This window comes from Streptomyces sp. NPDC050636, from assembly GCF_040654775.1.
Lineage (GTDB): Bacteria > Actinomycetota > Actinomycetes > Streptomycetales > Streptomycetaceae > Streptomyces.
The window spans coordinates 26,627-36,915 of record NZ_JBFAIP010000067.1; the positions used below are offsets into that span (position 1 = coordinate 26,627).

At 68.9% G+C, this 10,289-nt stretch carries 13 protein-coding genes; all 13 read left to right on the forward strand.

The window, feature by feature from the left end; translation table 11 throughout:
• Positions 1-76: 76 nt before the first annotated feature.
• The 13 genes from AB0I10_RS30720 to AB0I10_RS30780 all read left to right on the forward strand — a co-directional run bounded on the left by AB0I10_RS30720 (position 77) and on the right by AB0I10_RS30780 (position 10,235).
• A complete protein-coding gene (locus tag AB0I10_RS30720; RefSeq protein WP_363155940.1) occupies positions 77-832 on the forward strand; it encodes an SDR family oxidoreductase in 756 nt (251 codons plus the stop codon).
• 93 nt (positions 833-925) lie between these two features.
• Positions 926-1,774, forward strand: coding sequence for an SDR family oxidoreductase (locus tag AB0I10_RS30725; protein WP_363155941.1), 849 nt, complete (start codon positions 926-928; stop codon positions 1,772-1,774).
• Positions 1,775-1,795: 21 nt separating this feature from the next.
• Entirely contained in the window at positions 1,796-2,254 is a 459-nt protein-coding gene (locus AB0I10_RS30730) for a nuclear transport factor 2 family protein (protein WP_363155942.1), read from the forward strand.
• 62 nt (positions 2,255-2,316) lie between these two features.
• Positions 2,317-3,246, forward strand: coding sequence for a LysR substrate-binding domain-containing protein (locus AB0I10_RS30735; RefSeq protein ID WP_363155943.1), 930 nt, complete (start codon positions 2,317-2,319; stop codon positions 3,244-3,246).
• A 90-nt stretch (positions 3,247-3,336) separates the two neighbouring features.
• Positions 3,337-3,642: a muconolactone Delta-isomerase family protein gene (locus AB0I10_RS30740; protein ID WP_363155944.1), complete on the forward strand. Its 306-nt coding sequence runs from the start codon at positions 3,337-3,339 to the stop codon at positions 3,640-3,642.
• An 84-nt stretch (positions 3,643-3,726) separates the two neighbouring features.
• Positions 3,727-4,626, forward strand: a complete 900-nt coding sequence (locus tag AB0I10_RS30745) for an MBL fold metallo-hydrolase (protein WP_363155945.1) — start codon at positions 3,727-3,729, stop codon at positions 4,624-4,626.
• Between the two features lie 95 nt (positions 4,627-4,721).
• Positions 4,722-5,177, forward strand: coding sequence for a nuclear transport factor 2 family protein (locus AB0I10_RS30750; protein WP_363155946.1), 456 nt, complete (start codon positions 4,722-4,724; stop codon positions 5,175-5,177).
• Positions 5,174-5,584, forward strand: coding sequence for a nuclear transport factor 2 family protein (locus AB0I10_RS30755; protein ID WP_363155947.1), 411 nt, complete (start codon positions 5,174-5,176; stop codon positions 5,582-5,584). The genes AB0I10_RS30750 and AB0I10_RS30755 overlap by 4 nt, the downstream gene beginning before the upstream one ends.
• A 30-nt stretch (positions 5,585-5,614) precedes the next feature.
• Entirely contained in the window at positions 5,615-6,907 is a 1,293-nt protein-coding gene (locus AB0I10_RS30760; protein WP_363155948.1) for a beta-ketoacyl-[acyl-carrier-protein] synthase family protein, read from the forward strand.
• On the forward strand, positions 6,904-8,127 hold the full coding sequence (locus tag AB0I10_RS30765; RefSeq protein ID WP_363155949.1) for a ketosynthase chain-length factor: 1,224 nt from the start codon (positions 6,904-6,906) through the stop codon (positions 8,125-8,127). Before AB0I10_RS30760 ends, AB0I10_RS30765 begins: the two co-directional genes overlap by 4 nt.
• Before the next feature lie 81 nt (positions 8,128-8,208).
• Positions 8,209-8,472, forward strand: a complete 264-nt coding sequence (locus AB0I10_RS30770; RefSeq protein ID WP_363155950.1) for an acyl carrier protein — start codon at positions 8,209-8,211, stop codon at positions 8,470-8,472.
• Positions 8,473-8,486: 14 nt separating this feature from the next.
• Complete coding sequence (gene fabG / locus AB0I10_RS30775) at positions 8,487-9,272, forward strand: 3-oxoacyl-ACP reductase FabG (protein ID WP_363155951.1); 786 nt, start codon at positions 8,487-8,489, stop codon at positions 9,270-9,272.
• A gap of 18 nt (positions 9,273-9,290) precedes the next feature.
• Positions 9,291-10,235 (forward strand): aromatase/cyclase, encoded by a 945-nt coding sequence (locus AB0I10_RS30780; protein ID WP_363155952.1) that lies wholly within the window; start codon positions 9,291-9,293, stop codon positions 10,233-10,235.
• Positions 10,236-10,289: the final 54 nt, after the last annotated feature.

The window sequence follows — 10,289 nt, forward strand, 5'->3', positions numbered from 1 at the left end:
CCCCTTCGCTGCCCGGCGATGTTGGCTTGAGAACGATGTACATGCGTATCAGCAGGCTTCGACGAAGGGTACGAAGATGAGCACCGACGGGGCACAGATCGTCCTGGTCACCGGCGCGAACAAGGGCATCGGACTGGAGACGGCCCGCCGGCTCGGAGAGCTCGGGATGACCGTTCTGGTCGGAGCCCGGGACAAGGGCCGTGGCGAGGCGGCGGCCGAGCAGCTCCGGGCCGGCGGGGCCGATGCGCGCTTTGTGCATCTGGACGTGACGGACGAGAAGACCGTTGCGGCGACCGCTCAGTGGATCGAGGCGGAGTTCGGCCGTCTCGACGTCCTGATCAACAACGCGGGCGTCTGGATCGAGGGGATGACGCCGCTCGCGGAGGTGACCGTCCAGCAGCTGCGTGACACGTACGAGATCAATGTCTTCGGCGTGGTCGCGGTCACCAACGCGCTGCTTCCGCTGCTGCGCCGCGCCACCGCGGCGCGGATCGTCAACGTCTCCACCGAACTGTCCTCGCTGCAGCTCAGCGCCGACACGACGAACCATGTGTCGTCGATGCGGCTGCTCGCCTACAACTCCTCGAAGACCGCGCTCAATTCGCTCACCCTCATGTACGCGAACGAGCTGCGCGAGAGCGGCATTCTCGTGAACGCCGCCTACCCCGGATTCATCGCCACGGACCTCAACGGCCACCGCGGTTTCCAGCCCGTGGAGGAGGGCGCACGCGCCTCCGTCCACCTGGCGACGCTCCCCGCCGACGGCCCGACCGGCCAGTTCCTCGGCGTTGGCGAGGGATCCTCGACGGCCGACACGGTTCTGCCCTGGTGACAGCGCTCCGCTGACGCCCCTGCCTCCTGCCCGCCCGCCGTGCGTGGGCGGGCAGGGGCCTCGAAAACCCGTAAGAGACGGAGAGTTGGCACAGTGATTCTTGTGATCGGGGCCACCGGCACGGTGGGCAGTGAAGTCGTACGGCAGCTGGCGGACAAGGGCGTCGCCACCCGTTCGTTCGTCCGCGACGCCGCGAAGGCACGCCGGCTGCTGGGCGAGAACGCGGAGTTCGTGGCGGGAGACCTCGACGATCCGGCATCGGTCGCGGCCGCCCTGCACGGTGTGCGGCGGGTCTTTCTCGTGAGCGCGGTGCACCCCCTCCAGGACGCCCGGGAGCGGGCCGTCGTCGAGGCGGCACGACAGTCGGATGTCGAGCATCTGGTGCGCGTCTCGACGGGCGGGGCACGCCCCGACTCCCCGGCCCCGGTGTGCCGTTGGCACTGGGAAGCGGACGAGGCGCTGGCGAAGTCGGGCATCCCGTACACCGTGCTGAAGCCCTCCGCCTTTATGCAGAACCTCTTCCAGATGGTCGACGACGGCGCCATCGCCTCCGCCACCGGACAGGGCACCGACGCGATGGTGGATGCCCGGGACATCGCGGCACTGGCCGTCGAAGTCCTCACCGGCGACGCCCACTTCGGGCGTACCTACACCGTGACGGGCCCCCGCGACCTCACCCATCCGGAGGTGGCGTCGCTGATCTCCGCGGCCGCCGGCACGGAGATCCGACATGTCCCCCTCACCACCGAGCAGCTGCGTGACGGCCTGACGGCAGCGGGACTGCCGCAGTGGTACGTGGCCGACCTGGTCGCCCTTCAACTGGAGTGCGCATCGGGACTCGGGGTGACGGTGCACCACGACTTCACCGAGGTGACCGGCCGGCCGCCCCGCAGCATCGAAGACTTCCTCAGCGAGTACGCCGGCCAGTTCCGGGGTGCCTGAGCCAGACGAAGGAACCCGACCATGAACCTGGACACTCCGATACGGAGCGAGACCGACCCCGTCGTCTTCGCGTCCCTCTGGCAGTTCTACGCACGCCAGATGCACCTGCTCGACTCGGCGCGAGTCGACGAATGGGCGGCGACACTCGCTCCCGACTGCTCCTTCGCCGAGGACGGAATCACCGAACTCAGCTTCAGCGCCACGGCCATCGAGGGACTGGAACGCATGAAGGAGCTGGCGCACCGGGGAGTGGCGGAAGACCGGGCGAACGGCATTGTGCGGCGGCACTGGATCGGCATGCTGAACGTGGACTCCTTCGCCGACAAGACCGCGCGGACCAGCTTCTATGCGATGGTCGCGGTCACCGAGAAGGGCGGCGAAAGCCGGCTGCACAGCTCCGCCGGCCGGGATCTGCTGGTACGGGGGGAGGCCGGCTGGACCGTCCGCGAGCGCAGGGTCCGCCGCGATCTGCTGGGCTGACGACCACCGCGGCCCGGCACAAATGCCCCACGGTGGCGTGAGGTACGTGTTTATCATCGCCCATGGAACCGTTCGAGCTCCGCGAACTGCGCTACTTCGTCGCTGTCGCAGAGGAGTTGAACTTCAGCCGCGCGGCCGAACGCCTGGGAATGGCACAGCCCCCGCTGTCGCGAGCGATCAGGCAGCTGGAGAAGAAGCTGGGCCTCTCACTGCTCGAACGGGACACTCGTAGCGCCGCGCTCACCCCTGCGGGACGGGTCCTCCTGGAGCAGAGCCGCATCATCCTGGACGCGGTCTTCGCGGCGGAACGCCGCACCCGCCGCGCCGCACAACAGGATTCCCGGCTGCGCATCGCCCTCACACCGGACGCCGACGGCGGGTTGCTGAAGGACATCCTGCACGTCTACCACGCCGATGCCACACTGCCTCGTGCCGAGGTACTGATCGCCTCCTGGGGCGCGCCCGAGGCGATGCTCCATGACGGCCGGGCCGATGTCGCGATCGTACGCACCCCAACAGGGCGTCAGGGTGTGCAACTTGAGCCGGTGATCACCGAGCCGCGGGTCCTGGTGACGTCCGCCGATCACCCGCTGACCCGGAAGGGAAAGCTGCGGCTCGCGGACCTCAACGGGGAGGTCTTCCCCGAGTGGTCCGGTTCGGACGACCTGGCCCGCGCGTACTGGAAGGGGCAGGACACGATCCCACCCGACGTGCGGCGGCCCGAGCGGGACGGCCGGCCCGAGCAGGGGCCGCTGATCATCAGTGATCTGCACCAGCTGTTCACCGTGGTGTCGCTGGGCCAGGGCATAGCGCTGCTGCCCCGTTCCATCGTCAGGGAGCGGGCGGAGTCCGGCGTTTTCGCGGTCCGGCCGGTCGAGGGAGTGAGCCCGAGCACCGTCTATGTGGCGTGGTCGGAAAGTTCCACGTCCCAAGCGGTGGCCGCGTTTCTCACCGCGGCCGTTTCCGTGGGCGAGGACCTCACTTCGCTTTGAGCATTCCTCAAGCCCGCATCGCCATGCTGGAGGCAATGCGGTGGAGTCGCAGGGGCCGCATGATTCACCTAGGTCCTGGAGGAACTGAGGATGCTCTATGAAGTCGTGGCGCAGGCGAAGCTGGACGGCATTTCGGGGGACGAGTTCGTCCGCCGGCTCCCGCAAGGGCTGGCGTATATGAAGGAGCTCGGCCGCAAGGGCATCGTGCGGCACTCCTGGGTACGCGTCGGTGGCTACGGCGCCACCAACATCTTCGACGTCGACTCCCACGAGGAACTCCTTGAACATCTCAACGGCAACCCCCTGGTGCCGCACATCCGGTACGAGGTGATCCCGCTGAGCGCGCTCTCCGGATTCAACGGCATCGAGGCCGCGGCCGTGACCTCGGCCGATTAAGGGACCGCTGCCACCAGCCCGCCGCCCCCCTCCCGTCATGCTTTCGGCAGGTGGGCGGTTCCTCTTTTCCAGGAGTGAGTGCCGATGCTGCCGAAAACCGAAGAAATCATCGAAGGCGTCCATGCCCATGTGCAGCCGGACGGAGGGTGGTGCCTGAACAACTCCGGCATTCTCACCGGTAGTTCCGGAACGGTCCTGATCGATACCGCGGCGACGGAACGCCGGTCGCGCATGCTCCATGAAAACGTCCGCGCTCTTTCCTCCGGGCCGGTCGAGTTCGTGGTGAACACACACAGCCATGGCGACCACACCTTCGGCAACTACCTCTTTGCCGGAGAAGCGACCGTCATCGCCCATGAGATGGCGGCCGCCGAGATGGCGGAACACGGCCTGGCGCTCCAGGGCCTGTGGCCGGCGGTGGAATGGGGCCACATCGAGGTCAGCCGTCCCCGGATCACGTTCAGCGACCGGATGTCCCTCGAAGGCGCCGGGATGCGGATTCAGCTGCTGCACTTCGGTCCCGGGCACACCGTGGGGGACTGCGTCGTATGGCTGCCGGACCAGCGGGTGCTGTTCCCGGGAGACCTGGTGTTCTCCGGGGCGACGCCCTTCGTCCTCATGGGATCCGTGTCGGGCACGCTGCGGCGGCTGGATCAGCTGCGGCGGCTGGAGCCGCTGCACATCGTGCCGGGCCACGGTCCGGTGGGCGGCCCCGAGCTGCTGGACGCCAACGCCGACTATCTGCGGTGGGTGCGCGGGCTCGCGCGGGCCGGCGTCGCCGACGGGCTCGCTCCGCTGGAGCTGGCACGGTCGGCGGACCTCGGCGTCTTCGCCCGACTGCTGGACAGCGAAAGGCTGGTGGGTAATCTGATTCGCGCCTATGCGGAGGAGTCCGGAGCGGCCCCGGCGGCTCCGCTGGACGTACAGTCCGCATTCGCCGAGATGGTCTCATTCAACGGCGGACATCCGCACTGTGCGGCATAGGAATGTGCTTCTCGATCGAGAATCTAGCGGTCTTCTAGCCGAAGCTGAAAATATCTGATCTCGGTACTGAACTTGCCAGCTCAGGAGGAGATTCGATGCCTTCCACCTCCGTCGATCGCGTCACCGAATCAACGGATTCGTATCAGCAGATCCAGCAGTTCTACGCCCAGCAGATGCAGGCCGGCGACGGCGGAGACTTTGATGCCTGGGGGGCCAGTTTCACGGAGTCCGCGGTGTTCCTCTCCAACGGTCTTCCGGAGCCCTTGAACGGCCGGTCCGCCATTGTCGCCGCCACTCGGGCCGGCGCCGCGGACCGGGCCGCCAAGGGCGTCTCGCACCGGCATGTGGTCAGCATGCTCGATATCCGCCCGGTGACCGAGGGCACCGTGGCGGCGCGCTCATACGTGCTGGTCATCGCCAGTTCCCAGGCCGGCGGCGCCACGCTGCACGTGAGCACGGTGTGCGAGGACCGGCTGGTGTCCGGGGACGGCGGCTGGCAGGTCGCCGAGCGCCGGGTGACCCGCGACGACCTGCCGGCGGCGGCCCGATGACGCTCCCCGCACTGTCCCGGATCCAGCGGTTCTACGCCCAACAGGTCCACGCGGTCGACGCCGGTGACTTCACCGCCTACCGCGACACCTTCACCGAAACGGCGACATTCCTGCTGCCCGGCGAGACCGAACCCGTAAGCGGATCACAGGCAATTTCCGAGCACAGTGAAAAGCATGCCGCCAGGCGCAATTCACAGAATATTGTGCAGCGCCATCACGTCACCATGACCGGTCTCCACGAATCGGCCGGCGGATACCTCACCGCGCGATCATGCACCGTCATTGTGGCCACCCCGCTGGGCGGCTCCGCGGTAATCACCGCAGCCCTCGAATGCGAGGACGAATTCGAGGAGCGGGACGGTGTGCTGCGTATCCGGCGGCGCCGGGTGACGCGCAACTCCCCCTGACGACCACGAGATTCACGAAAGGCAGCGAGAATGACAGGCACATCCCCACGCCCGCCGCGCCGTGTGGTCATCACCGGGATCGGCGTCATGGCACCCGGCGGCTCCGGCACCACGGCATTCTGGGATCTGATCACCTCCGGACGCACCGCCACCGGACGCATCTCGTTCTTCGACCCGGCCCCGTACCGCTCCCAGGTGGCCGCGCAGTGCGCGTTCGACCCGCTGGCGGCGGGCCTGACGCCGCGTGAGATACGCCGGATGGACCGGGCGACCCAGTTCGCCGTGGTCACCGGCCGGGAGGCGCTGCGGGACAGCGGCCTGGACACCGACGCCCTGGTTCCGGAACGCACCGGCGTGGCGATCGGCAGTGCGGTCGGCGCCACCATGGGCCTGGAGGAGGAGTACGTCGTCCTCAGCGACAGCGGACGCAAGTGGCTGGTCGACGACGCGTACGGCGTCCCGCATCTGTACGGGCACTTCGTGCCGAGCAGCATCGCCGCCGAGGTCGCCCGCGCCGTCGGCTCCGAGGGACCGGCCGCCGTCATCTCCGCGGGCTGCACCTCGGGCATCGACTCCGTCGGCTACGCCCGCGAGCTGATCGCCGAGGGCACCGTGGAGGTGATGATCGCCGGCGCGACCGATGCCCCCATCTCGCCCATCGCGGTGGCCTGCTTCGACGCGATCAAGGCCACCACGCCGCGCAACGACGACGCGGAGCACGCCTCCCGGCCGTTCGACAAGAGCCGCAACGGCTTCGTTCTCGGCGAGGGCGCGGCCGTCTTCGTCCTGGAGGAGTACGAGCACGCCAGGCGGCGCGGCGCGCACATCTACGCCGAGATCGGTGGCTTCGCCGCGCGCTGCAACGCCTTCCACATGACCGGACTGCGGCCCGACGGCCGGGAGATGGCCGCCGCCATCACCGCCGCGATGGACGAAGCACGGATGAACCCGGACGACGTGGCGTACATCAACGCGCACGGCTCCGGCACCAAGCAGAACGACCGGCACGAGACCGCGGCCTTCAAGCGCAGCCTCGGCGACCACGCGTACGACGTGCCGGTCAGCTCCATCAAGTCCATGGTCGGGCACTCCCTGGGGGCGATCGGCTCCATCGAGATTGCCGCCTGCGCGCTGGCCATCGAGCACGGTGTGGTGCCGCCGACCGCCAATCTGCACACCCCCGACCCGGAGTGCGATCTCGACTACGTACCCCTGGTCGCACGCGAGCAGCGGGTGGACACCGCGCTCACCGTCGGCAGCGGCTTCGGCGGATTCCAGAGCGCGATGGTGCTCTCCCGCCCCGCCGAGAGGAGCGCGGCATGACGGGCACCGCAGTGATCACCGGACTCGGGGTGGCGGCACCCAACGGCCTCGGCAGCGAGGCGTATTGGAACGCCACGGTCAAGGGCGTCAGCGGCATCGCACGGATCACCCGCTACGACCCCGCCGGGTACCCGTCGCCGCTCGCCGGGGAGGTGCTGGACTTCACACCGTCCGAGCACCTTTCCGGCCGGCTGCTGCCGCAGACCGACTGGATGACGCAGCTGGCGCTCGCCGCGTCGGACTGGGCGCTGGCCGACGCCGGTGTGGACCCCGCGCAGCTGCCGGAGTTCGGGATGGGAGTGGTCACCGCCAGCGCCTCGGGCGGGTTCGAGTTCGCCCAGAAGGAACTGCAGAAGCTCTGGAGCCAGGGCCCCGAGTACGTCAGCGCGTACCAGTCCTTCGCCTGGTTCTACGCCGTCAACACCGGTCAGATCTCCATCCGGCACGGAATGCGCGGACCCAGCGGGGTTCTGGTGACCGACCAGGCCGGCGGCCTGGACGTGCTGGGCCATGCCCGCCGCCACATCCGCAAGGGCGTTCCGCTCGTGATGACCGGCGGCGTGGACGCCTCGCTCTCGCCGTGGGGCCTGGTCTCGCAGAACACGACCGGCGCACTCACCCGGAACGCGGACCCCGAGCGCGCCTACGCCCCGTTCGACGCCGCGGCGGACGGATACGTCCCCGGAGAGGGCGGCGCCATTCTGGTCATGGAGGACGAGGCGGCGGCCCGCGAGCGCGGGGCGCGCGTCTACGGATCGCTGGCAGGGTACGGGGCGACCTTCGATCCCGCGCCGGACTCCGGCCGGGAGCCGGGTCTGCGGCGGGCCGTCGAACTGGCCCTCGCCGACGCGGACGCCACCCCGGCCGAGATCGATGTGGTGTTCGCGGACGCCGCGGGGCTCCGTGAGTCCGACCGGATCGAAGCGGAGGCGCTGGCCTCGGTGTTCGGTGCCCGCGCCGTACCGGTGACCGCGCCGAAGACCATGACGGGCCGGCTCTACTCGGGTGCCGGTTCCCTGGATGCCGCGGCGGCCCTGCTGGCCATGCGGGACTCCGTGATCCCGCCGACCCTGCATGTCGTGGACCAGGCGGCGGACTGCCCGCTCGACCTCGTCCGGGAGACCGCGCGCGCCCTGCCCGTACGGACCGCGCTGGTGATCGCCCGCGGCCATGGCGGCTTCAACGCCGCGGTGGTGCTCAAAGCCCCCGAGTCCGCCTGATCCGCCACCCCCCGTTCCTTGTCCGCCCTTTCCGCACGGCCCGGTATCCGGGCAGCCGACACGCATTGGAGAACAGCCGTCATGACCACACGTGAACTGAACCTCGAAGAACTGACACAGATCATGCGCGAGTGCGCGGGCGAGGACGAGGCCGTCAACCTCGACGGCGACATCCTCGACGTGCCCTTCGCCGACCTCGGCTACGACTCCCTGGCCCTGCTGGAGGCCGCGAGCCGCATCGAGCGGCACCTGGACATCAAGCTCGCCGATGACGCCCTCGGGGAGGCCGAGACCCCGCGTCAGCTCCTCGCCGCGGTGAACACGTCGGCATCCGTGGCAGCCTGAAAGGACGTCTGATCATGGCGAACGAGAACAGCCGCGTGGCCATCGTGACCGGCGGCACCAGCGGCATCGGCCTGGCGGTCACCGAGCGACTCGCCGAGGACGGCGCCAGGGTCTTCATCTGCGCCCGCAACGAGGACAACCTGTCCGCCACCGTCACCAAGCTGCGCGACCGCGGTCTGGAAGTGGACGGCAGCACCTGCGACGTCCGCTCGCGCGAGGCGGTGGGCGGACTCGTCTCCGCAGCGGTGGAACGCTTCGGCACCATCGACATCCTGGTCAACAACGCGGGTCGCAGCGGCGGCGGCATCACCGCCGACCTCCCGGACGAGACGTGGTACGACGTCATCGACACCAACCTCAACAGCGTGTTCCTGATGACCCGCGAGGTGCTCACCAACGGCGGCATGCGCGCCAAGGACCGCGGCCGCATCATCAACATCGCGTCGACCGGGGGCAAGCAGGGTGTGGTGCTCGGAGCGCCGTACTCCGCCTCCAAGCACGGTGTCGTGGGCTTCACCAAGGCGCTCGGCCTGGAACTCGCGCCCACCGGGATCACGGTCAATGCCGTCTGCCCCGGATATGTCGAGACACCGATGGCCCAGCAGGTGCGGACCAATTACGCGCGGATCTGGGACACCGACGAGCAGGCCGTCCTCGACCGGTTCAACACCAAGATCCCGCTGGGGCGTTACTCCGAGCCAGAGGAGGTCGCCGGCCTGGTCGGCTATCTGACCACCGACCTCGCCGCCTCCATCACGGCCCAGGCGCTCAACGTGTGCGGCGGCCTCGGCAACTACTGACAGGAGGAAGGCAGAGCGATGAACGACGTGACACACAGCATCACCGTGGCGGCGCCTCCGGAGGCCGTCTACGCGATCATCTCCGACACCTCGCGGTGGCCGGTGAACTTCCAGCCCACCGTCCATGTCGAGCAGCTGGACCACGACGGCACCTCGGAACGGTTCCGTATCTGGGCCCTGGCCGGCGATGAGGTCAAGACCTGGACCTCCCGCCGGGAGCTGGACCCCGAGGCCCTGCGGATCACCTTCCGGCAGGAGGTCTCCCAGCCGCCGATCGCCGCCATGTCCGGCTCCTGGGACATCAAGCCCGCACCGGGCGGCGGCTGCGAGCTCGTCCTCGGCCACAGTTACCGCGCCGTGCGCGACGATCCGGCGGATCTGGCGTGGATCGCCGAGGTCACCGACCGCAACAGCCGTACCGAACTCGCCAACATCAAGGCGCTGGCGGAGAGTTCGGAGGCACGGGAGGAGCTGTGGATCGACTTCGAGGACACCGTCGTCGTGGCGGGCGAGGTGAGCGATGTCTATGACTTCCTCTACCGGGCGAAGCAGTGGCCGGACCGCCTGCCGCACGTCTCCCGCATGGACCTGACGGAAAGCCGGCCAGGCGTGCAGATCATGGAGATGGACACGGTCACCGCGGACGGCTCCCGGCACACGACCAAGTCCGTACGGATCTGCTTCCCCGACGAGCGCATCGTCTACAAGCAGACCGTGGTGCCGCCACTGATGACGGCGCACACCGGCGTGTGGACCGTCGCGGCCGTACGGGGCGGCGTCTCGGTCACCTCGCAGCACACCGTGGCCATCCGGCCCGAAGCCGTGGCCGGCGTACTCGGTGAGTCCGCGACGGTGGCCGACGCCCGGGAGTTCGCGCGTACCGCCCTCAGCACCAACAGCCGGATCACCCTGGAGCATGCCAAGGCGTTCGCCGAAGGGCCGTCGGACCGCTCCGCCGTGTGACCGGGATGTACGGCATGGGCGCGGACGCATCCGCCCGCTGTCTGCGGATGCGTC

What these genes read in the sequence shown, in the direction of transcription:
- AB0I10_RS30745 (WP_363155945.1), top strand. Translation starts at nt 3,727, where the DNA reads ATGCTGCCGAAAACCGAAGAAATCATCGAAGGCGTCCATGCCCATGTG.
- AB0I10_RS30760 (WP_363155948.1), top strand. Translation starts at nt 5,615, where the DNA reads ATGACAGGCACATCCCCACGCCCGCCGCGCCGTGTGGTCATCACCGGG.
- AB0I10_RS30735 (WP_363155943.1), top strand. Translation starts at nt 2,317, where the DNA reads ATGGAACCGTTCGAGCTCCGCGAACTGCGCTACTTCGTCGCTGTCGCA.
- AB0I10_RS30750 (WP_363155946.1), top strand. Translation starts at nt 4,722, where the DNA reads ATGCCTTCCACCTCCGTCGATCGCGTCACCGAATCAACGGATTCGTAT.
- AB0I10_RS30755 (WP_363155947.1), top strand. Translation starts at nt 5,174, where the DNA reads ATGACGCTCCCCGCACTGTCCCGGATCCAGCGGTTCTACGCCCAACAG.
- AB0I10_RS30740 (WP_363155944.1), top strand. Translation starts at nt 3,337, where the DNA reads ATGCTCTATGAAGTCGTGGCGCAGGCGAAGCTGGACGGCATTTCGGGG.
- AB0I10_RS30770 (WP_363155950.1), top strand. Translation starts at nt 8,209, where the DNA reads ATGACCACACGTGAACTGAACCTCGAAGAACTGACACAGATCATGCGC.
- AB0I10_RS30730 (WP_363155942.1), top strand. Translation starts at nt 1,796, where the DNA reads ATGAACCTGGACACTCCGATACGGAGCGAGACCGACCCCGTCGTCTTC.
- AB0I10_RS30720 (WP_363155940.1), top strand. Translation starts at nt 77, where the DNA reads ATGAGCACCGACGGGGCACAGATCGTCCTGGTCACCGGCGCGAACAAG.
- AB0I10_RS30780 (WP_363155952.1), top strand. Translation starts at nt 9,291, where the DNA reads ATGAACGACGTGACACACAGCATCACCGTGGCGGCGCCTCCGGAGGCC.
- AB0I10_RS30765 (WP_363155949.1), top strand. Translation starts at nt 6,904, where the DNA reads ATGACGGGCACCGCAGTGATCACCGGACTCGGGGTGGCGGCACCCAAC.
- fabG (WP_363155951.1), top strand. Translation starts at nt 8,487, where the DNA reads ATGGCGAACGAGAACAGCCGCGTGGCCATCGTGACCGGCGGCACCAGC.